General features: G+C 54.6%; 21 protein-coding genes. 16 read left to right on the forward strand and 5 right to left on the reverse strand.

What is annotated here, in order from left to right:
* Positions 1 to 95 precede the first annotated feature (95 nt).
* On the forward strand, positions 96 to 1,217 hold the full coding sequence (locus FWJ25_RS06890) for a beta-ketoacyl-ACP synthase III (protein WP_149599509.1): 1,122 nt from the start codon (positions 96 to 98) through the stop codon (positions 1,215 to 1,217).
* Between the two features lie 18 nt (positions 1,218 to 1,235).
* Here FWJ25_RS06890 and FWJ25_RS06895 read toward each other — a convergent pair whose 3' ends face one another.
* Positions 1,236 to 1,643: an acyl-CoA thioesterase gene (locus FWJ25_RS06895; protein ID WP_149599510.1), complete on the reverse strand. Its 408-nt coding sequence runs from the start codon at positions 1,641 to 1,643 to the stop codon at positions 1,236 to 1,238.
* A gap of 96 nt (positions 1,644 to 1,739) precedes the next feature.
* Here FWJ25_RS06895 and FWJ25_RS06900 point away from each other — a divergent pair, with 96 nt between their 5' ends.
* The 5 genes from FWJ25_RS06900 to dinG all read left to right on the forward strand — a co-directional run bounded on the left by FWJ25_RS06900 (position 1,740) and on the right by dinG (position 8,771).
* A complete protein-coding gene (locus FWJ25_RS06900) occupies positions 1,740 to 2,525 on the forward strand; it encodes an MlaA family lipoprotein (protein WP_149599511.1) in 786 nt (261 codons plus the stop codon).
* A gap of 28 nt (positions 2,526 to 2,553) precedes the next feature.
* The gene (locus FWJ25_RS06905; RefSeq protein WP_149599512.1) at positions 2,554 to 4,041 is read left to right on the forward strand and encodes a DUF3336 domain-containing protein; all 1,488 of its coding nucleotides are present in this window, start codon (positions 2,554 to 2,556) and stop codon (positions 4,039 to 4,041) included.
* Positions 4,042 to 4,140: 99 nt separating this feature from the next.
* Complete coding sequence (locus FWJ25_RS06910; RefSeq protein WP_149599513.1) at positions 4,141 to 5,847, forward strand: ExeA family protein; 1,707 nt, start codon at positions 4,141 to 4,143, stop codon at positions 5,845 to 5,847.
* A gap of 3 nt (positions 5,848 to 5,850) precedes the next feature.
* Positions 5,851 to 6,576 (forward strand): general secretion pathway protein GspB, encoded by a 726-nt coding sequence (locus FWJ25_RS06915; RefSeq protein ID WP_149599514.1) that lies wholly within the window; start codon positions 5,851 to 5,853, stop codon positions 6,574 to 6,576.
* Positions 6,576 to 8,771 (forward strand): ATP-dependent DNA helicase DinG, encoded by a 2,196-nt coding sequence (gene dinG, locus FWJ25_RS06920; RefSeq protein WP_149599515.1) that lies wholly within the window; start codon positions 6,576 to 6,578, stop codon positions 8,769 to 8,771. The genes FWJ25_RS06915 and dinG overlap by 1 nt, the downstream gene beginning before the upstream one ends.
* 257 nt (positions 8,772 to 9,028) lie before the next feature.
* Here the strand turns inward: dinG and FWJ25_RS06925 are convergent, their stop codons facing one another.
* Positions 9,029 to 11,731 (reverse strand): winged helix-turn-helix domain-containing protein, encoded by a 2,703-nt coding sequence (locus tag FWJ25_RS06925; RefSeq protein WP_149599516.1) that lies wholly within the window; start codon positions 11,729 to 11,731, stop codon positions 9,029 to 9,031.
* Positions 11,732 to 11,986: 255 nt separating this feature from the next.
* Between FWJ25_RS06925 and cysB the strand changes: the two genes are divergently transcribed.
* Positions 11,987 to 12,964, forward strand: a complete 978-nt coding sequence (gene cysB / locus FWJ25_RS06930; protein WP_149599517.1) for an HTH-type transcriptional regulator CysB — start codon at positions 11,987 to 11,989, stop codon at positions 12,962 to 12,964.
* Between the two features lie 43 nt (positions 12,965 to 13,007).
* On the opposite strand, the gene FWJ25_RS06935 is transcribed toward cysB, so the two are convergent.
* On the reverse strand, positions 13,008 to 13,730 hold the full coding sequence (locus FWJ25_RS06935) for a phosphoadenylyl-sulfate reductase (protein ID WP_149599518.1): 723 nt from the start codon (positions 13,728 to 13,730) through the stop codon (positions 13,008 to 13,010).
* Between the two features lie 208 nt (positions 13,731 to 13,938).
* On the opposite strand from FWJ25_RS06935, the gene thrH reads away from it, so the two are divergent.
* Positions 13,939 to 14,553, forward strand: a complete 615-nt coding sequence (gene thrH / locus FWJ25_RS06940; protein ID WP_149599519.1) for a bifunctional phosphoserine phosphatase/homoserine phosphotransferase ThrH — start codon at positions 13,939 to 13,941, stop codon at positions 14,551 to 14,553.
* 64 nt (positions 14,554 to 14,617) lie between these two features.
* Here the strand turns inward: thrH and pabB are convergent, their stop codons facing one another.
* Positions 14,618 to 15,979, reverse strand: coding sequence for an aminodeoxychorismate synthase component I (gene pabB / locus FWJ25_RS06945; RefSeq protein ID WP_149599520.1), 1,362 nt, complete (start codon positions 15,977 to 15,979; stop codon positions 14,618 to 14,620).
* A gap of 158 nt (positions 15,980 to 16,137) precedes the next feature.
* Here pabB and FWJ25_RS06950 point away from each other — a divergent pair, with 158 nt between their 5' ends.
* Together FWJ25_RS06950 and FWJ25_RS06955 are read left to right on the forward strand one after the other, a co-directional pair.
* A complete protein-coding gene (locus FWJ25_RS06950) occupies positions 16,138 to 16,743 on the forward strand; it encodes a hypothetical protein (RefSeq protein WP_149599521.1) in 606 nt (201 codons plus the stop codon).
* A 172-nt stretch (positions 16,744 to 16,915) separates the two neighbouring features.
* Positions 16,916 to 17,794 carry a DUF6160 family protein gene (locus FWJ25_RS06955; RefSeq protein ID WP_149599522.1) on the forward strand — a complete coding sequence of 293 codons (879 nt, stop codon included), beginning with the start codon at positions 16,916 to 16,918 and terminating at the stop codon, positions 17,792 to 17,794.
* A gap of 128 nt (positions 17,795 to 17,922) precedes the next feature.
* Here the strand turns inward: FWJ25_RS06955 and FWJ25_RS06960 are convergent, their stop codons facing one another.
* Entirely contained in the window at positions 17,923 to 18,540 is a 618-nt protein-coding gene (locus tag FWJ25_RS06960) for a hypothetical protein (RefSeq protein WP_149599523.1), read from the reverse strand.
* 284 nt (positions 18,541 to 18,824) lie between these two features.
* Between FWJ25_RS06960 and FWJ25_RS06965 the strand changes: the two genes are divergently transcribed.
* The 6 genes from FWJ25_RS06965 to FWJ25_RS06990 all read left to right on the forward strand — a co-directional run bounded on the left by FWJ25_RS06965 (position 18,825) and on the right by FWJ25_RS06990 (position 25,274).
* Complete coding sequence (locus tag FWJ25_RS06965) at positions 18,825 to 19,853, forward strand: DUF58 domain-containing protein (protein ID WP_149599524.1); 1,029 nt, start codon at positions 18,825 to 18,827, stop codon at positions 19,851 to 19,853.
* A complete protein-coding gene (locus FWJ25_RS06970) occupies positions 19,850 to 21,940 on the forward strand; it encodes a transglutaminase TgpA family protein (RefSeq protein WP_149599525.1) in 2,091 nt (696 codons plus the stop codon). The genes FWJ25_RS06965 and FWJ25_RS06970 overlap by 4 nt, the downstream gene beginning before the upstream one ends.
* On the forward strand, positions 21,937 to 22,968 hold the full coding sequence (locus FWJ25_RS06975; protein ID WP_149599526.1) for a DNA polymerase III delta subunit-related protein: 1,032 nt from the start codon (positions 21,937 to 21,939) through the stop codon (positions 22,966 to 22,968). The genes FWJ25_RS06970 and FWJ25_RS06975 overlap by 4 nt, the downstream gene beginning before the upstream one ends.
* Before the next feature lie 113 nt (positions 22,969 to 23,081).
* Positions 23,082 to 23,432 (forward strand): PilZ domain-containing protein, encoded by a 351-nt coding sequence (locus tag FWJ25_RS06980; protein WP_100688667.1) that lies wholly within the window; start codon positions 23,082 to 23,084, stop codon positions 23,430 to 23,432.
* A gap of 14 nt (positions 23,433 to 23,446) precedes the next feature.
* Entirely contained in the window at positions 23,447 to 24,370 is a 924-nt protein-coding gene (locus FWJ25_RS06985; protein ID WP_149599527.1) for an alpha/beta fold hydrolase, read from the forward strand.
* Positions 24,363 to 25,274: a DUF4892 domain-containing protein gene (locus tag FWJ25_RS06990; protein ID WP_149599528.1), complete on the forward strand. Its 912-nt coding sequence runs from the start codon at positions 24,363 to 24,365 to the stop codon at positions 25,272 to 25,274. Before FWJ25_RS06985 ends, FWJ25_RS06990 begins: the two co-directional genes overlap by 8 nt.
* Position 25,275 lies beyond the last annotated feature (1 nt).

Below are 25,275 nucleotides of genomic sequence, written 5' to 3' on the forward strand. Positions count from 1 at the left end.
TGTTAGCTGGCGAGCAATTACGAGAGACTGTGTTACTATTTCCTTAACTACGACATTCATGTCGCCCGATTTTACAAACATGACGTGGGGTTAGCGTGATTAAAGCCGTCATTAGCGGTACCGGTCTCTATACACCGCCTGCAACGATTGATAATGATGAACTGGTAGAAGCTTTCAACCAGTACGTAGAGCTATACAATGCCGAGAACGCAGATGCGATTGCCAGTGGCGATCTTGTGGCACTGCAGCCTTCATCTTCTGCCTTTATCGAGAAGGCGTCAGGAATCAAGCGACGCCATGTGATCGACAAGGAAGGTATTCTCGATCCCGACCGGATGACGCCGTACATTCCGGAGCGGAGTAATGACGCGCCATCCGTTCAGTGTGAAATGGCCGTCGCTGCCTGTAATGAGGCGTTGGCTCAGGCAGGTAAAACGGTTGCCGATGTCGACGCGGTGATCGTCGCTTGCTCGAACATGCAGAGGGCTTACCCGGCTGTCTCTATCGAAGTTCAGGAAGCGCTTGGTATTGAAGGCTTTGCCTACGATATGAACGTAGCCTGCAGTTCCGCCACTTTCGGCCTGCAGGCGGCTGTAAACTCGGTCGAGAATGGCGCGGCGCGTTCCGTTCTGGTTGTAAGTCCTGAAATCTGTTCCGGCCACCTGAACTTCCGCGACCGCGACAGCCACTTCATCTTTGGTGATGCCTGCACGGCCATTCTGGTTGAGCGTGAGGAAGATACCGCATCAGGGCAGGGCTTCGAGATTCTGGGAACCACTCTGAAAACCAAGTTCTCCAACAACATCCGTAATAACTTCGGATTCCTGAACCGGGCGGATGAATCTGGCATCGGAAAGCCAGACAAGCTGTTCATTCAGCAAGGCCGGAAGGTCTTCAAGGAAGTTTCACCGTTGGTCGCTGAAATGATCCAGAACCAGCTTCAGTCTCTGTCACTGGCTCCGGACGACCTGCGTCGGATGTGGTTGCACCAGGCGAACCTGAATATGAACCAGTTGATCGCTCGCAAGGTTCTCGGTCGCGATGCCACCCTGGACGAGGCTCCAGTGATACTGGATGAGTACGCGAACACCAGCTCTGCTGGCTCCATCATTGCGTTCCACAAGCACAAGGATGATCTGGTTTCGGGCGACCTGGGTGTGATTTGCTCGTTTGGTGCTGGTTATTCCGTCGGCAGCGTTGTGATACGCCGCCGCTAGTACGGGAATGACGTGAAATCAGCGGGCTGCCAATGTTCTGAGAACATCGGGCAGTGCCGCTGAAGTTCTTGCTGTGCGATCAAACCAGACTATCTTGGCGTAACCCTCCGCATAGACTTCTCCGCTGTCCGCATCCGTTAGCAGATGGTAAGTGTCCAGGCTGGTATTGCCTGCTTTGTCTGCGTATGTTTTTACGATGACCGTGGCGGGATGCGTGAGCTCTTTCAGGAAGGTAGCGCTGGTTTTTATGATCACGGGCCCGGTAGGTTCTTCCGGGCCGCCAATTTCCAGAGAGGCCAGCCATACGATACGGGCTTCTTCAAAGAAGCGGAAATAGGTCGTATTGTTGGCATGCCCATAGGCGTCCATGTCGCCCCAGCGAAGCGGCATGGTAATCGTGCTAACGTGATTTCCTGGTACGGACATCAAGTGCCTCCAGACAGCGGTGAAGTTTAAATAAATATAAATAAGCGCCGGTATTTTCGACGAACTGAAACTCTATAGACAACCCAAGAGCAGATGATGAGAGAAACATTCTTCCGGCGCTGGCAGCTAGGGCTTATTCTGACTACCGCAGTTTTTCTGGTACCTGTGGGGTTTGCCTCCGCACAGACGGCGGAAAACTATGAATCCGATGAAGCCAATAATGTTGATCCGGTAGATCCGTACGAGAACTGGAACCGCAAAGTATTCTCCTTCAATGAAACCATGGATCGCTGGATTCTCAAACCGGTAGCCCAGGGCTATCGGGCGATTACTCCGGATTTTGTAGATAAAGCGGTCACCAACTTCTTCAATAACCTGCAGGAAGTCAGAAATCTCACCAATAGCATACTGCAATTGAAGGGAGAGTCTGCGGTGGTGGCTGCAGGGCGCTTCACCTACAACACCGTTTTTGGCCTTGGTGGTCTTATTGATGTGGCCACGGCGTTTGACTTGCCTGAACGCCCGGAAGATTTCGGGCAGACCCTCGGCCACTGGGGGGTTAATTCCGGCCCCTACCTGATGATGCCGTTCCTTGGCCCTGCGACCCCCCGTTACTTTACAGGCCTCGCAACGGATGGATTTGTGATGCCATCGCTGTGGGATAACGTGGACAGCCCGGAAAACTGGTATGCCCGGGGGCTCCAGATCATCGACAAACGTGCGGACCTGATACCCGCTGAGGGCTTCATTTCCGGAGACAGTTACATATTTGTTCGTAATGCCTTCTTGCAGCGTCGGGAATTCCTGATCAATGATGGTAAGGTGGTTGAAGATCCTTTCGCAGCTGGCGACGATGAAGATTTGATGCTTGAGGATTTCTGACGAATTCTGAAAGAGACAGGAGGTCAGGGTGATTAAGGATCCACGGATCAACAAGTTCCGGAAGATGCTTGCGGAGGCGCCGAACTACGAGGTGTGGAAAGCCGCTGCGCTGGAACTGGATTTCCTTGAAGGCAATGCCGACTGGAAAGAGGATTTCGCTTCCGACCTCTATCATTACGAACTGATCTACGACCGTCTCAGCAACCTCAAGCAATACCGCCAGCAGAACGATTTTGATCGTCTTAAGCGGGCCCTGCGCGAAGGTCTGCACCACGATCTGGGCAACATGGGTAACCCGGCCCTGTACACCCGTTCCAGAGTGGGCACAAAGCACCTGATTGAGGAATATATCGCACAGGTCTGTGAGTCTCTGGACTTTCTCTGTGACCACCCGGTTCCCGGCTTTTCAGAAGCCGACAAACTTCAGTTTTTCCGCGACACCCTCACGAGCTATGGCCGGCCATCACTGCTGCTCAGCGGCGGCGCAACGCTTGGTATATTTCACTTTGGCGTGATCAAGGCGCTCTGGGAAAAGGGCCTGCTTCCACAGGTAATTGCCGGTTCCAGTGCGGGTGCCATTATTGCGGGGATACTCGGTGTCCATACCGACGCAGAAATTCCCGACATGCTGATACCCGAGAGCCATAATCTCAAAGCCTGGAAGTGGAAGGGGTTGTTAAGCGCATTCCGCGGTGAAGGAATGATGGACCAGGAACAACTCCGTTCCTGCCTGAAGGCGAACATCGGGAATTATACCTTTGAGGAGGCATTTCAGCGCAGCGGTCGTTCGATCAATGTCAGCGTATCGCCGGTGCAGGCCCACCAGAAGGCGCGGCTGCTGTGTGGCTACACATCGCCCTACCTGCTTGTCTGGAGTGCTGTTCTTGCCAGTGCCGCAGTGCCGATGATCTTCCCGCCGGTCACTCTGATGAAGAAAGACCTTCAGGGAAATTCGCTGCCCTATATGCCGCGGCTCAGGTTTGTTGATGGCTCGGTGGTCAGTGATTTGCCGGTTGACCGCCTGATGCACCTGTACGACGTCAACTTCACCATCGTCAGCCAGACAAATCCCCACGTTGTGCCATTCCTGAATGGAAAAGGTAGCGATGAAAAGCTGTCGCTGGCCAATCTTCCGATGCACCTTCTGAAATCGGAGGTTCAGTTCCATGGTACCGGGGTGTTTGACTATCTTCGCAAACGGGTCAGGCCGGAACTGCTCAGGCAATTGTCGGGGCAGGTTTACACCATGCTTGCCCAGCGTTACTCCGGCGATGTAACTATTGCACCTACATATACGGCCAGGCATTATCGGCGCATTATTTCTAATCCCGATCCGGAGTTTATCCGAGAACTGATTCTTGCCGGGGAACGGGCAACCTGGCCCAAGATTTCCATGATTCGCTCCCATGCTCGTATCAGTAAAACGCTTGAGCGGTGTGTACAGCGCCTGAAGAATCAGAATCGCCGAAAAGCGGAATTGCGTCTGATAAGTAATACCGATTCAGGCGCTTCCTGAGGTGACAGGCCCTTCTGGCGGACGGTATGATACCGCGATATCCCGGCGAGGCATGAAACCTGAGGCAAGCCCGGCGCCTGAGCACCAGACTGGACACCCATGTATTACGACTTTTTCGGCTTTCGGGAACCTCCGTTCTCCATAGCCCCTGATCCCCGATACCTGTATCTCAGTGATCGCCATAAAGAAGCGCTTGCTCACCTGATGTACGGGGTTCAAGGCCAGGGCGGCTTTATTGTCATTACCGGAGAGGTCGGTACAGGAAAAACCACCGTTTCCCGGTGTTTCATCGAAAATGTGCCGGATAATGTCGACATCGCTCTGGTGCTCAATCCGAGGCTTTCTGCCAGGGAATTGCTGTCCAGCGTTTGTGATGAACTGGAGATTCAGCATGACGTCGGTGCCAGCATCAAACAGCTTGTTGATCTCATAAATCAGGACCTGCTTAAAGCCCATGCGGCGGGTCGGCATAAGGTATTGATGATCGACGAGGCCCAGAACCTCTCAGCGGACGTTCTGGAGCAGCTGCGACTGCTGACAAATCTGGAAACCGCTGAAAAAAAACTTCTGCAGATTGTTCTGCTGGGGCAGCCAGAACTTCAACAGATGCTGGCGCTACCGGAACTCCGGCAACTTAACCAGCGAGTAACGGCACGCTACCACCTGGATGCCATTGAGCGACCGGAACTTCCGGCCTATCTCCGGTATCGTCTGAGCGTGGCCGGCCTGCGCGGTGATATCTTTTCCGCAGCCGCCATCAAGCGTCTCTACCGTGAAAGCCAGGGTATTCCCCGCCTGATTAACCTTATTAGTGATCGCGCGCTGCTTGGTGCGTATGCGGAAGGTGAGCATCAGATCACGCCTGCCCACATACGTTTGGCAGCCAGGGAAGTTCGTGGCAACACGCTTGGGCCTGAGCCAGCTGGCGCAAAATCAGGGGTTTTGGGAGCGAACAGAGTGCTCATGGCGTTGGCTGTGGTGTTACTGACTGTCATCGCTACAGTATGGCTAATGGAGCCCTGGTTACAGACCAGCGCTGCGTCAGGAGACGACAGCGGGGCACCTGTGAACAATCAGGAAGCGTTGAGTGTTCAGGGTGGGCTTATCGTTCGGGATCAGCCCGCGCCTCCGTCGGAAGAGCCTGATACACCGGAAGCGATTCAGTCTGCCGGTGCAAGAAGCTTTTCCTTCGGCAATGATTCGCACAATCTTGCGACAGCGTTCCGGCTGCTGTTTTCAGCTTGGGGCAGGGATTACAATCCCGCTCAGTCTCCCATCGCCTGCGACTTTGCCCTGGAAGCTGGCTTGGGGTGCCTTGAGCGACAAGGCAGCCGTCGCAGTATCGAGTTCCTCAACCGACCGGTGATGCTGTTTTTGCAAGGTGATGGAGGTCGGCAGGGCTTTGTGGTTATTCGTAGCCTGCAGGGCGATGTAGCGGAGATATTGACTACCAGCGGCCCGGTTTCCGTCTCGTTCAATAGCATCGAACCTTATTGGTTCGGAGAATATCGCGTGCTGTGGCAGTTACCGGAATACCGGACGAACGATGAGTTTAATCTGGCGGGCAATGGAGAATCTCTCTGGATTGGCGCACGTATGATGGAGTTGGCTGATCGTCTGAACCTCACGGAGGTTGAGTCCGCCCGGGTGAAGCGATTGGCCGCGGAAGAGCAGGTTCGCTGGTACCAGTCCCGGAAGGGCCTCGTAGTCGACGGCATTGCGGGCGCGATGACCCTCATTCAGATCAATAATGACCTGGATGTGAAAGTTCCCCGTCTGCTTCCTTCGCCAGTAACGGAGGGCTGATCGATGTCCTACATTCTGGATGCACTGAGAAAGTCGGAAACCGAACGCCGACAGGGCAAGGTTCCCGATCTGGGGCAGCAGGTCCAGCTTATCCATCGGCCTAAAAAGAAAGGAATTTCACCGGCTGTATGGATTGCCCTTGCGCTTGTGGTCAATGCTGCTGTCCTTGCGGTGATTTTCTGGCCCGGAGATTCTGCAGGCCGGAAGGTGGCAGCGGTTCCCTCCGGCGGCGCAGCCGAGGTACAGGAATCTTCAGTGCCTGTGGTCCCGGGTCAGTCTCAAGAAGAGACCGTCGCACCGGAAAGTGCCCCGGACCTTGACGTACCGGGTGATCCGGAAGCGCCCGCTGCTGATCCCGCTGTATCCGAATCCGGCCGCAATGAACTTGTCGAGCCGGTTCGTGAAAAGGCAACGATTATTGTGCCATCCGCCGCGTCCAATGATGAAAGCACCCAAACGCCCGAACCCGAGTTTAGTGAGCGAGTCCCGCATCTTGTGGAGCTGCCACTTTCATTTCAAAAGAGCATTCCCGATTTGACGTTTAACAGCCACCTTTATGCTTCTGACCCTTCCGCTCGTCGTGTGATGATCAACGACCGCTATCTTCGCACCGGCGACCGGTTCGACGGCCTGCTCGTCGAACGCATCACCGAAGAAGGTGTCGTTCTGAGCAAACAGGGACAACGCTTCCGTGTTGGTATCGTGCGTGACTGGGTGAGCCCCCGGTAATGGCGCTTACGGACGACATCAAGCAGCAGATTCAGCAGAGCTACCGTGATGTCCTTTCGGGCAAGGACGTAAAAGCCCGTTACGGCCAACGGTTGATGATTGCGGAAATCGCCCGATACATGGGTGATATTACTGAAAATGACGGCCAGCGTACGTCACCGGCCTCGGCTTGCGTGGTTGAAGCCGGTACGGGTACCGGAAAAACACTTGCATACCTTATTGCCGCGATTCCAGTGGCCAAGGCTCTTGGTAAAACGCTGGTGATATCAACAGCGACGGTGGCATTGCAGGACCAGATTGTCCTCAAAGACCTGCCGGATCTGAAAAAACACAGCAAACTGGATTTCACCTGGACTCTGGCCAAGGGGCGGGGGCGTTATCTGTGCATGTCCCGACTGGAGGCCCGGTTGCACGACGAGGGTCATGGCGACAGCGAGACAATGCCATTGTTCCTGCTTGACGGCCCGCAGGGTGAAGAACCAGGCACCAAAGCCTTCTTTGAAGAAATGCTCGCAAGTTACGGCTCCCGTGACTGGGATGGCGACAGGGACCACTGGCCGGAACAGATTCCCGATGATGTCTGGCGGCAGGTCACAACGGATCACCGGCAGTGTACGAATCGCCATTGCAGCTATTTTGACAGCTGTGCCTTCTTTGATGCCCGAAAGGATCTCGACGAAGCCGATGTGATTGTTGCCAACCACGATCTGGTCCTGGCGGACCTGGCTCTGGGGGGCGGGGCGATTCTGCCGGAACCGGAAAACGCGCTGTTTATCTTCGACGAGGCACACCACCTTCCTGATAAAGCCCTTAATCATTTTGCGGCTTCTGTTCCTCTGAACTCCACTCGCCAGTGGCTGAAACAACTGTCTCAGGCACTGGCAAAAATGCAGCCTTACCTGACCCCGGGGACACAGGGAGCTAAAGCGTTGGAGCGCATCAGTTCGGCTTCCCGGGAGGTGGACCTTGTTCTTACCAAGGTATATGAAGAGGCTGAGCAGAACACGGGGTGGGAATTCAATGAGGAACGCCGTACAGCACAATGGCGTTATCCTGAAGGTGAGCTTCCAGAGGCGCTGGCCGAACTTGCTGCCGAAACCCGAATTGCCACCGCAAATCTGGTCAGGCAACTGGGCGTGCTGAACGATGAGCTGCAGGCTGCTTTCGACGAGCGTAAGGAACATGATATCGACCGTGACACCGCCGAGGCCTGGTTTCCGGTAATCGGGTCATTCCATAGCCGGTCTGAAGACCAGTTGCGGTTGTGGGCTGCGTGGTGCGAGCAGACCGGACAACCCAGTACCGATGAATCGTCGGATGAAACGGAAGGAAAGGGCGTTCCTGCCAAGAGCTACAAGAGTCCAGCGCCAGCCCGGTGGTCTGTCCGGCAGCGTTGGGATCACGCGGAAGATATCACGCTGTTCAGCTCGCCGGTACTCGCAGACAACCTCTTGTATTCGCGGTTATGGTCCCGCACGTATGGCGCCGTGTTAACCAGTGCCACGTTGACCGCGCTGGGAAAATTCGATCGTTTAAGGTCGAGAGCGGGGCTGCCGGAGGCAAGCCGTTACCTGGTGGTGCCGAGTTCTTTCCGCTATGGGGAAATGGCGACGGTCGAAGTACCCGCGATGGCGGCCATGCCGACCGACGACACCTTTGGTGATGAATTGGTCAAACGCCTGCCGGATCTGTGGGCGGGGGAAAAGGCAACACTGGTTCTGTTTACTTCGCGGCGACAGATGCAGCAGGTGAGAGATGCTCTCGCCCCGGAATACCCTGATCTGATCCTTACTCAGGATGATATGGCCAAAGGCGAAGTGCTCAAGCAGCACTGTCTGCGCGTCGACGAAGGGCGGGCCAGTGTTTTGTTCGGTGTGGCGAGTTTTGCTGAGGGGATCGACCTGCCTGGTAAATACCTCCACCACGTTGTGATCACCCGGTTGCCGTTCTCCGTTCCGGACGATCCGATAGAAGCGAGCCTTGCTGAATGGGTAACCCAGCGTGGGGGAAACCCGTTTATGGAAATCACCGTGCCCGATGCGTCTATCAAACTTGTACAGGCGGTTGGTCGCCTGCTCCGCACCGAGAACGATACCGGTAGGGTAACCATCCTTGACCGGCGTATTGTTGCCCGTCGCTATGGCCAGCTGTTATTGGATGCGCTGCCGCCTTTTCGTCGTATCATTGAACACTGACAACGTGCTCCTCCCAAAAAAAAGAGCCTGCCCACGGGGGGAGGCTCTTATCAAGGTGGGTTCTGTCGAACCCGGGCGTCGAAACAACGCGGAACAAGAAATCTGAAGGCCTGAAGTTTCAGAAATCGCGGCAAGGCTTCGCCTTACCTTGAATGAAATCATAGGTGATCAGGGGGCGTACCCGGATCGTCCAAAGGGCGTAGGCCCCTGAAAAATTTACGGGAAAGTGTGACAGTGGTCACAAAGTGGATGCGGATTCAGCTCGTGAACAAGCCTAGTTGGCGAGCACGGGCCAGCGCTTCAGTGCGTCGGCCCGCGCCGAGCTTGCCGTAAAGGTTGCGGATATGGGCTTTAACTGTTGCGGGCGCTACATTCATACGGCTGGCTATTTCTTTGTTGGAATGGCCATCGTTTATGAGCGACAGCACTTCCTGTTCCCTTTGGCTAAGTGGTTCAGCAAGCGCCTGACTTGGCGACCGTGCTGATGGACGTGAGGAGTAGCGAACCTCCTCCTGTTCTTCCTGAAGCATGGTCAGAACCGACTGTTCCCAATCTCCTGAAGATTCTGTTAGCGCGGGGTGATTTGCCAGCAAAGATTTTACGATCTGGCTTTCATCGGCCATTAGCCTGATGAATCCGGCTTGCCTCGCATGGAAGATAGCGTCTGCTAATGCTGTCTGGGTCTCTTCGATCTGTCCTTTCAGGTGCAGGGCTTCCCCATATATCAGCAGAATCTCGACAAGATGCCGGTTGTGAGCATTGTTTTGTGCTAACGGGCGCAGCGATTGCAGTATCTCTATGGCTCGATCTGCCTCACCCCGTGAAACGGCGACCCGTGATTCACTGATCAGGATTTGCTCGCCATGAAGAGGGTTTTTCAGGCGGTTCCGGTCTTCTGAATCGAGACAGGACTGAGCTTCATCGACCTGATCCATTGCCAGAAAGCACCGTGCCAGTAAGGCAGAACTGGCCGGAGGTTCAAACAGAATGGCCTCCCGGCGGCGCCGACCAACCTGTGCCGCATCCTGGAGAACAGAGATTGCTTCACTGTAGCGACGTTCGCTGAATGCCAGATGACCACGAACGTACTGGATGATCACGTGCTGACCTGCTTCTGTGCCCTGTTCGACGTGTTCAAGCAATGGTGCAAGGTGAGTTGCAGCCAGGTCGGGGGCATTCCGTTCACGATATATTTCGGTCAGCGCGCTGTTCTGCCAGCAGGATATGAGGCGTGGCTGGCTTGGATCAGAGTAATGATCGTCCACCCATTTCCTTACGTTGGTTGAGGTATCCAGGGCGCTATCGATATCCCCCCGGTTGTACTGGATCCAGGCCAAAAGGCCGCCGCTCGTCAGTACAGTACTTGGCTTGTGCTCAAGTTGCCCATAACGAACAGCGGAGCTCAGCGTTTCTTCTGCCCCCGTCAGGTCGCCTTTGCCGTACTTGTCGAGACCCACGCCATAATAAGTGACGGACTTGAGGGGGATCTGTGTGTGGTCAATATCCTTCAAAACCTGGAGCGTAAGATCGGTGGCGCTCTTGTCGTCATCTTTTGTACGGGCAAGATAGGAGCGGATGAGTGAGATCTCGCTGTGCAGGCCCAGCGCACCTTCAGCATCCGGATGTGAATCAGCAACCCGGCGGTCGAGCAGGTCCTCCAGAGAGGTCAGCAATGGTTCGAGGGCAGTGACACGGTTGGCAAAGAATAAGCCCCATATGCGAAGCATCTGGAGCTGCGGACGGTCGCCAACAAGCTCCGGTGGGAGAGTATCCAGCCATTCCAGCACTGGCAAATGGTAACCCCCGTGAATGAGGTTATTGCCATGCTCTGCAAGAATCGTTGCAAGCCAGGACCAGGCCTGGTGTTTGACCACCTGGCCAATGGCTTCCTGGAGGTGGCCGTGGGTCAGTAACCAGTTGACCGTCCTGTGCCACAGAGCATCGGCCCTTTCCGGTTCCCTGTGCCGTATTCGAAGTAGCAACGCCTCGCGGAACAGGTCATGGTAGCGGAACCATTCATTCTGGGTGTCCAGTGGAATCAGGAAGAGGTTCTGGGCCAACAGTTGTTCCAAACGCAGTTGGCTGCCATCGGCTTCTAATATAGCGTCGCACAGAGATGAACACAGCCGCGGACAGCAGGCTGTATCCAGCAGAAAGCGTCTCAGCTCTTCGGGTTGCTGGTCGAGGACCTCTGTCAGTACGTAATCACTGATGTAGCGTTCATCAAGGTTGATTTTCGACGTTGTTCCAGGCTTGCTGCCTGAATTCCCCCCGGAGAGGGCTGCAAGTTGCATGGCTGCAACCCATCCCTCGGTTTTTCGAAAGATAGCTTCCGCGTCGCTTTCCGCAATATCCAGCCCCATGGTGTCCCGGAAAAACGCGAGACACTCCGTTTCAGAAAATGCCATCAGCCCCGGATGGATATCCTTGATCCAGCGCCTTACGCGCCAGCGAGCCAGTGGCAGCGGCGGCTCGGTTCTTGAGGCAACGGTCATTGTTATGCCAGGGGGCAGGTAATCAATGAAATACGCAAATTGCCGAAGTATGGCGCTGTCGTGAATGAAGTGGAAATCGTCTACAACAAGGTTCCATTCAGTATCACCAGTGCTAAGGGCATTGATAAGGCCGGTAATCGCTGCAGTAACGGCATCCTCAGAGTCTTTTGTCAGAAGCTTCCTGCAATCCTCAAGCCCAATCATCCCGGCGTATTCGAAAGCTCCTATGACGTATTCCCAGAAGCGGCGGGGAGAGTTGTCGTGTTCGTCCAGGGATAACCAGGCACTGGCTGATGGATACTGCGAGCACCATTGTGCTAACAGGGTCGTCTTGCCGAAGCCGGCGGGGGAGACCACAAGATTAAGGCGGGTGGGGGAGCCGGACTCCAACAACGTGCTCAGTCGCTCACGTTTTACCGAGCGTGGATCCGGGGTAGGCCTGAGAAACTTCGTTGTTAGCAGCATTGATTCCCTGAATGCGCGGAAAAGTATCGATACCGGATTGTCTGCTATAGAGCGGTCAAGTCAAGGCCTGAAACGTCTAAGTGTTCTGTCACCGCCTGCGGAAATTCATTTTTGGTCTAAACTGATCAGGAGAGTGTTCCTATGCGAAAAAGAAATGAAAAAAACTTTTTTTATGCGTATTCTTCAGGCTTGTCCTAGACTCACTATGAATATGCCTCCGGACGGTGACCGGGAAGCCAGGGAGCAACCAACCCGATGAAACTACAACAGTTGCGTTATATCTGGGAAGTCGCGCACCACGATCTGAATGTGTCCGCGACTGCTCAAAGCCTTTTTACCTCTCAACCCGGTATCTCCAAACAGATCCGTCTTCTTGAAGACGAACTCGGGCTTGAAGTGTTTGCCCGAAGCGGCAAGCACCTTACCCGTATAACGCCGGGTGGAGAAATTATCATACGTGAAGCCGGCGAAATCCTGCGCAGGGTAGAGGGCATTAAAAAAATAGCCCAGGAATTCAGCAACCAGCGCAAAGGCGACCTGAGTATTGCCACTACCCATACCCAGGCGCGGTATGCGTTGCCACCGATTATTGGTGGATTTATCGAAGCCTATCCGGATGTGTCCCTGCATATGCATCAGGGGACACCCATGCAGATTTCGGAGATGGCTGCCAATGGTGCGGTGGACTTCGCCATTGCCACCGAGGCCATGGAGTTGTTTAACGACCTGATTATGATGCCGTGCTACAAGTGGAACCGGACAGTCATCGTGCCCAAGGACCATCCGTTGGCCCAGAATCCCGAGCTGACGTTGCCAGAACTTGCTGAGTATCCTCTGGTTACCTATGTGTTCGGTTTCACTGGCCGCTCGAAGCTTGACGAGGCTTTTCAGTCCCAGGGGCTGACACCGAAAGTCGTGTTTACAGCGGCCGATGCGGACGTCATCAAGACCTATGTGCGACTGGGTCTGGGCGTGGGAATCATTGCTTCCATGGCATTCGATCCGAAAGCTGACCCGGATTTGGTGGCACTGGACGCAAGAAAGCTGTTCCGCCCAAGTGTCACTCGCATCGGTTTCCGGAAAGGAACATTCCTGCGCGGTTATATGTATGACTTTATCGAGCGCTTTGCTCCGCACCTGACCAAAGAAAAGGTCGACGAAGCGGTCTCTCATCAGGGCAGTCGGTCAGAAATAGAAGAGCTGTTCAAGGACGTGGAACTGCCCACCTACTGACAGGGTGGGCGTAAACAATGAGGGATCTCTTAACCCGGAGCTTTCAGCTCCGGGCAATCAGGTTTCCTGCATGCAGCCCACATTCTTTCTGGGTCGCCTCTTCCCACCACCAACGACCTTCTCGCTCATGTTGTCCGGGCAGGACCGGTCGGGTACAGGGCTGGCAGCCGATACTGATAAAACCCTTCTCGTGGAGCGCGTTGTAGGGCGCTTCCGACATTCTGATGTAGTCCCAGACTTCCTTCGAACTCCAGTTTGCCAGCGGATTGAATTTGATCAGTGCCTTGTCGCCGCTCGAAAAGGTGGCATCTTCCTGAACGACGGGTACGTCATTGCGTGTTCCGGGGCTCTGATCCTTACGCTGACCGGTGATCCAGGCATCAACGGTTGCCAGTTTTCGTCGGAGAGGTTCTACTTTCCGGATACCGCAGCACTCGGAATGGCCGTCTTCGTAAAAGCTGAACAGTCCCTTGCGATTGACGAGCTCCTGAACGGCGCTGGTTTCTGGGAACAGCACTTCGATCTCGATACCGTAGTGCTTGCGCACCTTTTCGATGAATTCGTAGGTTTCCGGATGCAGCCGACCGGTATCCAGTGTGAATACCTGAAGGTTGTCCGTCAGCTTGTGTGCCATCTCGATAAGTACGACGTCTTCAGCGCCGCTGAATGAAATAGCGATATTGTCGTACTGTTTGAGAGCAGCCTTGAGAATCGAGCGAGGGCTTTCGCCTGCCAGTTCCTGCTGCCATTGCTGGATGTCGGTCATAATCATCACGTGGCTATTCGAAATGTAATGGAAGGCTAACACTAAATGCCTCATTCCTTGAAGGAATGACAATCTATATCTTTATACCGATAGCGTCGGACCGTCGTGCAAACTCTACGATGCATTCCTGTCCGGTTTTTCTTATCATACGGCGCTGATCATCAAGCTTATAAGCCTACTAAACCAAACTGTCTATCAGGAGACCATTGTGGAACTCGCATGCCTTGACCTTGAGGGAGTATTGATCCCGGAAATCTGGATCGCATTTGCCGAGAAAACCGGTATTGAGGAACTCAAGGCGACTACCCGTGATATTCCTGATTACGATGTGCTGATGAAGCAACGTCTGCGCCTGTTGGACCAGCATGGCTATGGTCTTCCACAGATTCAGGAAGTTATTGGTGAATTGGACCCTCTGCCAGGTGCCCGCGATTTCCTGGACTGGCTGCGTGAGCGGTTCCAGGTGGTTATTCTCTCCGATACCTTTTACGAATTTGCCATGCCGCTGATGAAGAAGCTGGGATTTCCGGCGCTGCTATGTCACAAGCTGGAAGTGGCAGAAAACGGCCAGATTACCAACTATCTGCTTCGCCAGCGTGATCCCAAGCGCCAGTCTGTTCGCGCCTTCCAGCTGCTGAACTACCGGGTGATTGCGGCGGGTGATTCCTACAATGACACGACAATGTTGGGTCAGGCAGAGGCTGGTATTTTGTTCCATGCCCCTCAGAACGTGATCGAAGAGTTTCCCCAGTTCCCGGCGGTGCATACTTTTGACGATCTGAAACAGGAGTTCCTCAAGGCTAGTGCGGTGCATAGCGCCTGAGACCTGGACCTCTTGTTTTGATTACAGAGCCGGAGCAGGGTGGTGGTTGAGCCCTGCTTCCGGACTATAGCTCTTCCAGAAACTTCATGAGTGAACCAACCTTTGCCAGGGTCTCCTGGTACTCCGACTCTGGTTCCGAATCCGCAACGATACCTCCACCTCCCCAGCATCGGATCGTGCCATGTCCGTCGCAGAATAAGGTGCGTATAGCGATGTTGCTGTCCAGGGTGCCATCCAATCCGCGGTAAAAGACCGAACCGCAATAAGGGCCTCGCCAGTGGGGTTCGAGTTCACGGATGATCTCCATCGCCCGGATTTTGGGTGCTCCGGTGATAGAGCCCCCCGGAAAAGCGTCGAACAGCGCTTTCATGGGAGTAACACCTTCTGCCAATTCGGCACGGATGTGGCTGACGAGATGGTGTACGTTCCGGTATGACTCCAGGGCAAATAATTGATCGACCGTGACGGATGCGGTGGCAGCGTTGAGGCTGAGGTCATTCCGCAACAGATCCACAATCATCAGGTTTTCCGCCCTGTCCTTCTCGGAGGAGAGAAGCTCGCCCGCCAGGCGTCGATCTTCTTCAGGGGTTTTGCCCCTTGGGCGCGTGCCTTTGATGGGGCTGGTTTTTACGATGCCAGCTCTGATGTCCAGAAATCGCTCTGGCGATATGGATAGGACGGAACGTTCCGCGGACCGGACAAATGCGCTATAGGGCGTGGGATTTGCCTCGGAAAGCGCCTTGAAAGCCTGCCAGGGGTCTCCGTCATATCGGCCTGAAAATTCCTGGGACAGATTGGCCTGGTAGCAGTCCCCGGCATCGATGTAATCACGAATACGCTCAACGCTATCTCGGAATTCTGAGGGTTTCTGCCTGGGTTGAAATGGTGACACCATTCGCCAATCACCTGAGGCATGGAGCGTATTGCATGCGCCATCAAGGGATGTGTCAGAGACAAGCCAGTGCTCTATTTTTTCCCTGGTCGAAGCAGGGCAGCGGGGGTGTATCCAAAGATAGTGGGTGCCCGTTTCACGGTTATAGCTGGCGGACCAGAGATAAAAACCAGCTGAAATCAGCGGAGCATCGATCGTTGGGCACAGCCCACTTAACTTTTTTTCTCTTACATAGCCCAGTTCATAGCTGATATACCCGATCCAGCCACCTGTAAGGTAGTCGTCAGCTGGCACCTTGAAAGCGGCAACCTGAGCTTCCATTTCGCTGGCAAGCTGGTCCGTGTCCAGTATTCCGTTGACACTCGCTTCCCGAACAATAGAAGCCTCTGCGTGGGCTGAAAACCCACAGAGTTTCCCTCGGCCTTGTCCTTCGCCAACGCTTCCGATGTACACAAAATCCGGCTCAGATGAAGCGTGGGCCAGCAAATGCTGGTAGGTCTCAAGGGAAATTGGCTGATGGAACGGCGCGCTCAAGGTGTCCTCATGAAATTTTGGAGGAATGATAAACAGCCCACAAAAAGGCCGTTGTCGGCCGCTGAGTGACGCTGATCTAATAAAAGGAGCCCGGTATTTTACCCGAGTTGGTCCCGTATCGCGTGGGAAATCAATGACAATAAAACAGGAATAACAACATGGCTAACCTTAAAGCTTCCTTCATCTGTGCTACGTTTATGACCGCGCTGGGGTTTTCGTCCATTGCAGTGGCAGAAGACAGTATTGCAGTAAAAGTACCGGAGAATTCGGTGATCTCCGACGGAAAACTGACCAAGGAAGAGCTCGCTCAGTATGCTGTTGCCGGACAGCAGCAACTGGTTCATCTCATCGAAGAGGCCACTAAGCAGTATTCGGAAACCCTGACTGACGATACACCGAATATGCCTGCTGCCTGGATGTTGATGGATGATGGTGAAACGGTCAAACGGATCAATATAGATGACCAGGCGGGTGAGGCGCCGGCCCAGCTTCGTATTCTGATGTACCGCGCAGCGCTCAAATCCATCGCCCGCCGGGGGAAAGTCAACGCGGCCGCCATTCTTTATACCGGCAAAGTGAATGAGGGGAGTGATGAGCAGGCGCTGGTTATCGAGCATGAACACCGGCTGGGTATCTCCGGTAATAAGGTGATTCCGTATGAGGTGAAAGGCGGAACAGTGAGTTACTCCCGGGCGGTAAACAGTGAAAAGCCTTTTCAGATGTTCTATGACGAGAAACCGGGAGCGGCGGGAAATCACAGCTGAATTGAGAAGTGGTCGCGGTTTGTTTCAGCTTGTTACCAACCGGTAAAGAACTGTGAGCAGAGTCACGGACTAGGGCTGTAAAACAATCTTAAATGGAATCGTGGAGTCGCGAATTCCACAACAAAACCAAAAAGACTCAGATAAGAACAAAAGAGTTTATAAGGAGATAAGAATGAAAGGCCTGAAGAAAATTGCTCTTGCAACCGCAATCGCTGCCGCTCCTTTTGCAGCCAACGCTGACCTGAAAGCTCTGGACGACAGTGCGATGGGTAACGTCACCGGTCAGGCTGGTGTGACCATCGAGCTGGAAACCAAAGTTAGCATCGGTCAGTTCAAGTACACCGATGAAGGCTCATTCGCTGTGAACGACTTGGTTCTCGGTGGTGCTGGTGTTACAGCCGCTGGCGCGGCGGCCGGCTACACTGACTTGTTGGATCAGCTGAAAATTGATATCGACGTTGCTGACGATGGTGATGCGATCATCCACGTTGGCACCCTTGACGGTAACCCGATTGATTGGGGTGTAACTGTAGGTTCCATGCAACTTCTTGCAGGCGCTACCGGTAGCGACAGCACGACTCTGATCTCAAACATGAGTGGCTTTGGTAACCTGGCTCAACTCGATATTTCTGTTGATACCGCTACTGACCACCTGAACATCGCAGCTGCCTTCAACGTTGTGGATATGGACTTTGATGTTGAATTCCTGGGTATTGGTGTTCGCGACATGGTAATCACCGGCGCTGGCACTAACTTTGACTATGATGGCGATGGCCAGACCATTGACGATGGTGCTGCCGAGTTTGGTGGCGCGTTGACTCCGCAGCAAGAAGCAGTCATGACTACATTTGCTAACGTTAACCTCGACGTTTACAAAGGTTCAGGTCTGGGCGGTGCAACTCCTGTTACCGACGTTCTGCGTATCGACGTAAACAACGTTTACATGGATATGTCCATCGGTGCAGTTGAAATCGGCGGTACTTCCATCGGTTCCATCGCCATCGACAACCTGGCTGTAACCGACACCAAGCTGGCTGTCTACGGTCACTAATCTGACCTGACACCAGACGTGTTGAAATGCCCCGCCTTGGCGGGGCATTTTTGTTTGGGTTGAAACGTTGTCTGACCCAAAAAAAACGGCAGCTTGAAGGCTGCCGTTTTGTTATAACGATGAAAAAATTACTGATCGGGAACGGCAATAGAAAGATCAAAACCACCACCGGGGCGTGGCGTAAGACTGATCGGACCTTCATTGATGGCCTGCGGAATCTGGATCTGATCGATGCCCGGTGGGTTGCCGATCGAGAAGTTGAGATTCTGCCCATCGAACCCGACGCTCAACTGATCGTTCAGGAAGGTCTGAGTAAATGGTTCGTCGGGTATTTCAGCCTGCTGCCCATAAATAATCGGTGGGATGGTCGGCGTAAATTCTGCTGGAGGCTGGGCTTTGGCTATCTCGTCTATTGGCAACAGCAGCGCACGTCGAAGGAACTCGTCTTCCGCACTTTGCAGACCATCCTCGCGTCCTTCTTCCATATACCGCTGCAGAGCTTCTCGGTAGGCTTCTTCTTCAGCTTCGGTTATGACGGGCTCCCCGGGTGATATGGTGAGCGAGCGGAGAATGCGCTTTCGGTCTGCTTCGGATTTCTGGCGTTCTTTCGGTACGATGATAACGGCAGAATCCTTGACGTAGGTTTCTACCATTTCGTCCGACGTCAGTGTTTGCACCCCAGAGAAAGCTGGGCTGGACAGGGCTATCCCGGTTATTGCAGCGGTGAGTGACAGTCGGCGTTTCATGGCGAGACCTTTTCATCGTTGGTTCGTGGCAGCGTTCCTGAGGTCAGATCGCTCCTATCATCGAGTATTCGGTTTGTCCGACAGTTTTTCAAGGTACTACGCTGGTAATTGTGACCGATATCCGCGATTGCCAGGGTATGGCGTTACCGTCGTTAATAAAGCCTGAAGAAAAAGGTATATTCGCGGAACTTTTTATGGCCTTACGGGCCTCAATGTCAGTATTTCACAGGTGCATACAGGCGCATGCAGGGACAGGTAGAGGGACAGGTAGAGGGACAGGCAGGATGATCAGCCAACTTCGTTCTCGGTGGCAACAGTGGGTGCATCGCAGAATCCCCCGTTCGGATAACCAACTGCTCAATCAGAAAAACGTGTTTATCCTGCCAACCGGTGCGGGCGTAGTGTTCGGGATTTTGCTGATGGTTATGCTGATTACCGGTATCAACTATCAGAACAGCCTGATTTATCTGATCACCTTCCTGCTGGGCGCTGTATTTGTCGGGGCCATGCACCAAACTCATCGCAACCTTTCCGGCCTGGAATTGACGCTCCTTCAGCCTGGAGAGGGGGTTGCCGGTGAGGATATTCCCTTCCGATTCCGCGCAACTGCGGGCCCGAACGATGCGGTTGCTGTGCGTTTATCGGTAGATGACTCCGTGTTGGCACCGATTCATATAAGCGCTGGTCAGGCCACCGACGTAGTGATTCCGGTGCCTTCCGCCTACCGTGGCTATTTACGCCCCGATCGTATACGCATCGAAACGCGTTTTCCCTTTGGTCTCCTTAAAGCCTGGTCCTGGATGCGACCGGCATCGGCGGGCATTGCATTTCCGCGGCCATTGGCTGCACCGGATGTTCTAAGCTCGGTGCCAGACGGTTCTGATGCCGACAATGTTCGTTCAGTCGAGGGGAATGATCACGCTGATTTGCGTCCCTGGCGGGAAGGGGATATGAGCCAGCGTGTAATGTGGAAACGATACGCCCGTAGTGGCCAGATGGTGGTTGCAGACTGGGAAGGTGAACAGGGAAGTCCTCACTGGCTGGACTTCGATGCCTTTCCCGGCACAGATCACGAAATGCGGCTGGGTTACCTGGCTTACCTTGTTGGTGAACGGGAGAAGCGGGGCGGTCGTTATGGACTGAATTTGCCGGGCAGGGCCATTGACCCGGATTCTGGGGCTTCCCACGCCCAACGCTGCATGAGAGCACTGGCAGTTTGGGGTGAAGAACCACCCCGGGAAACGCTACCTGAACCCCATGGTACACGCAGTGACCAGGACCTGACGCACCCAATGGACAGCCAGAGCGCATGAGTTTGTTAAGCCGTATTATGGGGGACTCACCTTCGGACACTGCGTCCGTCGCCGCTATCCCTTCAAGGGCGTTGGCCTGGCTGGTTGCCAGTTTCGCGCTGTTGTTAATACCGCAATGGGATCGATTGCCGATCTGGCTGCTGGCTGCCTGTGGCGTTCTGGCGGGCTGGCGCTGGCTGGCTCAGTATGGTCGGGTCCGGTTGCCGGGCAGGCTGCTTCGCACGGCTATCATGCTGCTATTGATCTCGGTGTATGTCGCAACCGTCAGTGGCCGGTTTACCGTCGATACTGCCGCCTCTTTCTTTGTATTGGCTGTAGGACTCAAATGGCTCGAAACCCGTAGCAGTCGGGACTTTTATGTTCTGCTGTTTATCGTGATCTATCTGGCTACTGTCAACTTCCTGTTCCGGCAGGAGATTCTCTGGACCCTGGTCAACCTCGCGGGGGTAGCTTGTCTTCTCGTAGGCCTGCAAGTGCTGAATGCACCGGATCTCCCTGCGAACATGAGATCAGGCTGGAAACGATTGGGGCTTCTTTTACTCAAAACGCTGCCGATTGTGATACTGCTGTTTTTGTTCTTTCCCAGGATTGCGCCTTTGTGGAGCGTACCGCTGGTGTCTGGCCAGGCGCGAACCGGTATCAGTGACTCAATGCGCCCCGGGGACATTTCGAATCTTGCGCAGAGCAGTGAGCGAGCGTTTCGCGTGACCTTTGGCGGTGAACTTCCAGCCTACCGCGATCGTTATTGGCGAGGTTTGGTACTTGACTACCTCGACAGTGAAACCTGGAAACAATCCGGCTTCGAATCCTACCGTCCGCCGGGAAAAGTTGATCTCGATGGCGGCATCGGCGACCTGGGCGCGCGAGAATACGATGTCCTTATGGAACCGACCGATCAGCGCTGGGCGTTCGGCCTTGAGAACTCAAGGGCCGTGTCCGGCAATGTCATCGAGCAGGACGATGATCTTTTCAGGTTCCGTCGCCCGGCTGATACGGCGGTCCGGTATCGTCTCGCCCGGGAGGAGGTCTCACAAGGTAGTCCGGCTGATGAGCTTTCAGCGCTGGAAACGCGACGCTATCTTCAGCTTCCGGTCAGCGGCAACCCCCGTGCCCGTCAACTGGGACGTTCGTTAAAAGAGCAGAACGACGCCGAAGGTGTTATCCGCGCGATGCTCAGCCGTTTCCGGGATCAGGAATATTTCTATACCCTGCGGCCGCCGGCAATGGCCGAAAACGGTATCGACACCCTGCTGTTTGATGAGAAAAAGGGGTTCTGTGCCCATTATGCCGGGGCTACGACGTTTGTGCTCCGGGCTGCTGGTATTCCTTCACGTATTGTTGCCGGTTATCAGGGCGGTGAACCCGGTGCAGGCGGGGAATACCTTATTGTCCGTCAGTATGATGCCCATGCCTGGGTTGAAGCCTGGATTGAAGGCCGGGGATGGGTACGTATCGATCCAACGGCTGCTATCGCACCGCAACGAATAGAGTCCGGTCTTCGGGAAGCGGTTGCAAACGAAGGTTCTTTTCTTGAGGAAGATTGGGCATCACCCCAGCGGTACGGTGATGTTCGGTTGATCCAGTGGGCCAGTCTTCAGCTGGATCGTATGAACTATCAATGGCAGCGCTGGGTTGTAGGGTACCAGGGGCAAAGCCAGATGGATCTTATGTCCCGTCTGCCCGGCCGGTTCGGGATGAAAGAGTTGGGCTATCTAACGGCGGCTGTTGTCGGGGGCGGGCTGCTTCTCGCCGGATTGGTGTCTGCGTGGCAGATGCGCCGTGGCGTTAGGTATGATGCGTTCCGGAAGACGGTCGAGGGCTGGCATATGCTCTGTGTTGGCAACGGTGTTCCGGTGCGTTCCGGAGAGACACCCTCTGTACTGGCTGAGCGGTTTGCCGAAGCCCGGCCAGCAGCGGCTGATTCAGCCCGTCGTTTTGCCCGGATGGTCAACAGCCATTACTATAGTGCTTCGCCTTCCAAAACTGCGGCCGCTGATCTGAAGCGATTGCGCCGACTACTGGCCACGATGAAGAAGCAACTCCGGCGTTCGCAGCAGAAGAACCGTAAAACAGGAACCCGTTCGTGACCGACATTGCCCTAGAAATGCCCTGGCTAACGCAGGCCTGGACCCAGGTTCAGCAACGATATGCCGAAGACAGGTTACCTCACGCATTAATTGTGACCGGTGAGCGTGGTGTAGGAAAGCGGGCATGGGCAGAAACGGTAGCAGGGCTGTTGCTTTGCGAATCTCCCGAGTATAAGGCGCAGGGCGAACCGATCGCCTGCGGCCGTTGCAAACAGTGCGAATTGCTGGCTGCCTCCAGCCATCCAGATCTGAGGATTTACGCTCCGGAAAAGTCCCGTATGGTGAAGGTCGATCAGGTGAGGGCGCTGACATCGTTTGCGGTTGCCTCGCCCCAGGTGGGCCATCATAAAGTCGCGATTATCGACCGGGGCGATCAGTTGAATATCAACGCAGCCAATGCGTTGCTGAAGACGCTGGAGGAGCCGTTGCCGGATGTCACCCTGCTGCTATTGCAGGAAAGTGGCCGGCCGCTATTGCCTACGATTCGTTCCCGCTGTCAGACCCTGACGATACCCATGCCGAGCCAGGATCAGGCGAATCGCTGGCTTGTCGATAGGGTATCGCTGCTCGAAGACGCAGACAGGCCATCTGCTGAAGTGTTAGCTAAGGCGCTGATGCTTTCGGGCAATGCGCCAAGGCTCGCACTGGAATATGCGACAGGTGAATTCATTTCGTTGCGTGACGAAGCGTTCGAGCGTTTCAAGCAATTCATGAAGGGGCAGATTCCCGTCGGCGAAGCAGCAAAATCGTTCAAGGCTTTGGGCCTGGAGGATAGTCTCTGGCTGTTTGAAGGCTGGTCTGCCGATCTTGCCCGTCTCGCCGCAGGAGGTCAGGCCGTCGACACAGAAGCCGGTGAAATGCTCTCGTTTCTGGCGGCAAGGAACCCGCCATGGCGAGCCCATGAGTTGCTGGACCTTGTGAAGCAATCCCGGGAGGCTGGCGTCTACAATGCCAACCCTGAGCTGGAAGCGAGCCGGTTGCTGATTGCGTGGCAGAGATTAATGCCGGTCAAGCGCCGGTCTGCCTGAAGCAAAAGACGCAGGCATTGCGTTATTTCATTCAACTACTGCTATGATTGCGAAAAGACAGGATTTTTCCTGAGTAGGAATCTCGGCAGCAAGATAACCAAAAGGTGTGAATTATGGGCCCCGGATTTGGCGCACGGAGTGGCATACTGACTCTGACCATCAAGGATAAGGCAGTTTTGTACGCGGCATACATGCCCTACATTCGCCAGGGTGGACTGTTCATACCAACGCAGAAACAGTACCAGCTCGGCGATGAAGTGTTCCTCCTTCTGAACCTTATGGATGAGCCTGAAAAAATACCAGTGGCTGGTAAAGTTATCTGGATCACCCCCAAGGGAGCCCAGGGTAACCGGGCCGCGGGCATTGGTGTTCAGTTCAACGGCGATGATGAATCCGCCCGAACCAAAATTGAATCCTATCTTGCCGGCTCCCTGAGTTCCGATCGCCCCACCCACACTATGTAAGGCAAGGTTGCGGTATGAATTCGATGTCCACACCTGCCAATGACGTTGATGCCCCGAGCGGTTTCCGGGAAACTGAATGGCCGCTTCGGAATATAACCCTGTCCGGTCTGACCTGGCAGGGACAGAACGCCACCCGCCCAGCCGGGCGACCATTGCTGATGCTCCATGGCTGGCTCGACAACAGTCTCACCTTTGCAAAGCTTGCGCCTCAGCTGACAGAGCAATGCGACGTTCATGCTATCGACATGGCCGGGCACGGGCATTCGGGCCACCGTCCTGCGGGGCAAAGTTACCAGCTGATGGACTATGTTGCCGATCTTGCCGAGCTGATTGAGGAACATATCCATGAGGTTGACCCAACGCCGGTTGATCTCGTAGGGCACTCGCTTGGGGGGATTGTGAGTGCCTTGTATGCTGCTGCATTCCCTGAAAATGTACGAAAGCTGGTGATGATCGACAGCCTCGGAGCGATCAGTCGGCCGGTGTCAGAAACTATTCCTCAGCTTCGAAAGTCGATCCGTAAGCGGATTTCCGGGTCCGGTCGCCAGGTTGTCTATCCGGATGTCGAAACAGCGGCGAAAGCGAGGGAAGGTGGATTGAGTCCACTCAGTCCTGAAGCGGCGCTGACGCTCATTCCCCGCAATATGAAACGGAAGGCTGATGGGTTCGTTTGGCGAACGGATTCCCGTCTCAGGCATCCTTCACCATTGATGATGACTGAAGAACAGGTCTATGCATCCTTGAAAGCTCTTCAGACTCCCACGTTGTTCGTGAGGGCTGAAGAGGGGCTATTGTCCTATCGGGAAGGATTGGACGCCCGTGCTGATGCTATCCCCCATTTGGAAATAGCCAATGTCCCCGGTGGACACCACTGCCACCTTGATGGAAACACCGCGCCTTCTATCGAAGCGATCAGGACGTTTCTCTCCAATGATTAATAACCCGTTCCGTCGTTTTGGACTATGGTGTGTGGCAGCACTGCTGGCAGCCCAGCCCGGTGGGGTTTTGGTTGCTGCGGTGGCCCTGCCTGAGCCATTCCCTCAATCCTCTTTGCAGTCGACGATGGATATAGACTCGCCCGGACACCTGGTGCTCTTCAGTCCGGTCAGGGAGGTTAACAGTGAAATCCGTTCTGAAACCATGGCTCGTCTGCCTGTGTCGGGGCAGGGGCAGCTGTATGAAATATCGAAAGATTCCAACCGTCAGGAAGCGCGTGATCACTACGTGAAGTTGCTACAGGCAGAGGGCGCTTCGATACTGTTTGAGTGTGCTGGTATCCGTTGTGGACGCAGTAACGTGTGGGCAAACCAGGTGTTTGGGCAGAGGGAGCTCTATGGCCGCGACGGTACCCAGGACTATCTGGTTGCCGGGGCTCGGGCACCCGATGGCGGCATCATACTGACGTCGGTCTATACCGTAACCCGCGGTAATCTCAGAGAGTATGTCTGGGTGGAACGGCTCCAGGTTGCGACCGGTGCAAGTGTTCCGGGAATGGATAATGGTCAGGACCGAATCCTTGGCCCTGTGATTGTGCACTGGCAGGGTGGCGTGACCTACCGGTTTGACTGGACCGCTACTGACCGGCGTAGAATCAGGGAATGGGCTGGAGAAGGTGCCAATACGGTGGTTCTCACGGCTTTTGCTGAGTTGGAAGCGGGCCAGACGTTTGAAGAATCAATGGTAAACGCTGACAGAGCTGCGCGATCCTTGTTGGAAGTACTTGAAAAAAGCGGTGTCCGGGTCGACCAGCAGAAAATGATAGTGATTGGGCCTGTGGTCAGTTTCTCTGACCCGGAAAGACAGGGTAACCGCGTCGAAGTAACGGTTATCAGGCAGCCCTGAT

Origin of the sequence: Marinobacter salinexigens (assembly GCF_008370345.1) — a bacterium.
Classification (GTDB): Bacteria; Pseudomonadota; Gammaproteobacteria; order Pseudomonadales; family Oleiphilaceae; genus Marinobacter; species Marinobacter salinexigens.

Excerpts from the sequence above, each read along its gene's own strand:
- FWJ25_RS06895 (WP_149599510.1), bottom strand. The coding sequence starts at position 1,643 with ATGTCCGTACCAGGAAATCACGTTAGCACGATTACCATGCCGCTTCGC.
- FWJ25_RS06900 (WP_149599511.1), top strand. The coding sequence starts at position 1,740 with ATGAGAGAAACATTCTTCCGGCGCTGGCAGCTAGGGCTTATTCTGACT.
- FWJ25_RS06910 (WP_149599513.1), top strand. The coding sequence starts at position 4,141 with ATGTATTACGACTTTTTCGGCTTTCGGGAACCTCCGTTCTCCATAGCC.
- FWJ25_RS06915 (WP_149599514.1), top strand. The coding sequence starts at position 5,851 with ATGTCCTACATTCTGGATGCACTGAGAAAGTCGGAAACCGAACGCCGA.
- dinG (WP_149599515.1), top strand. The coding sequence starts at position 6,576 with ATGGCGCTTACGGACGACATCAAGCAGCAGATTCAGCAGAGCTACCGT.
- FWJ25_RS06925 (WP_149599516.1), bottom strand. The coding sequence starts at position 11,731 with ATGCTGCTAACAACGAAGTTTCTCAGGCCTACCCCGGATCCACGCTCG.
- cysB (WP_149599517.1), top strand. The coding sequence starts at position 11,987 with ATGAAACTACAACAGTTGCGTTATATCTGGGAAGTCGCGCACCACGAT.
- FWJ25_RS06935 (WP_149599518.1), bottom strand. The coding sequence starts at position 13,730 with ATGACCGACATCCAGCAATGGCAGCAGGAACTGGCAGGCGAAAGCCCT.
- FWJ25_RS06950 (WP_149599521.1), top strand. The coding sequence starts at position 16,138 with ATGGCTAACCTTAAAGCTTCCTTCATCTGTGCTACGTTTATGACCGCG.
- FWJ25_RS06955 (WP_149599522.1), top strand. The coding sequence starts at position 16,916 with ATGAAAGGCCTGAAGAAAATTGCTCTTGCAACCGCAATCGCTGCCGCT.
- FWJ25_RS06960 (WP_149599523.1), bottom strand. The coding sequence starts at position 18,540 with ATGAAACGCCGACTGTCACTCACCGCTGCAATAACCGGGATAGCCCTG.
- FWJ25_RS06965 (WP_149599524.1), top strand. The coding sequence starts at position 18,825 with ATGATCAGCCAACTTCGTTCTCGGTGGCAACAGTGGGTGCATCGCAGA.
- FWJ25_RS06970 (WP_149599525.1), top strand. The coding sequence starts at position 19,850 with ATGAGTTTGTTAAGCCGTATTATGGGGGACTCACCTTCGGACACTGCG.
- FWJ25_RS06980 (WP_100688667.1), top strand. The coding sequence starts at position 23,082 with ATGGGCCCCGGATTTGGCGCACGGAGTGGCATACTGACTCTGACCATC.
- FWJ25_RS06985 (WP_149599527.1), top strand. The coding sequence starts at position 23,447 with ATGAATTCGATGTCCACACCTGCCAATGACGTTGATGCCCCGAGCGGT.
- FWJ25_RS06990 (WP_149599528.1), top strand. The coding sequence starts at position 24,363 with ATGATTAATAACCCGTTCCGTCGTTTTGGACTATGGTGTGTGGCAGCA.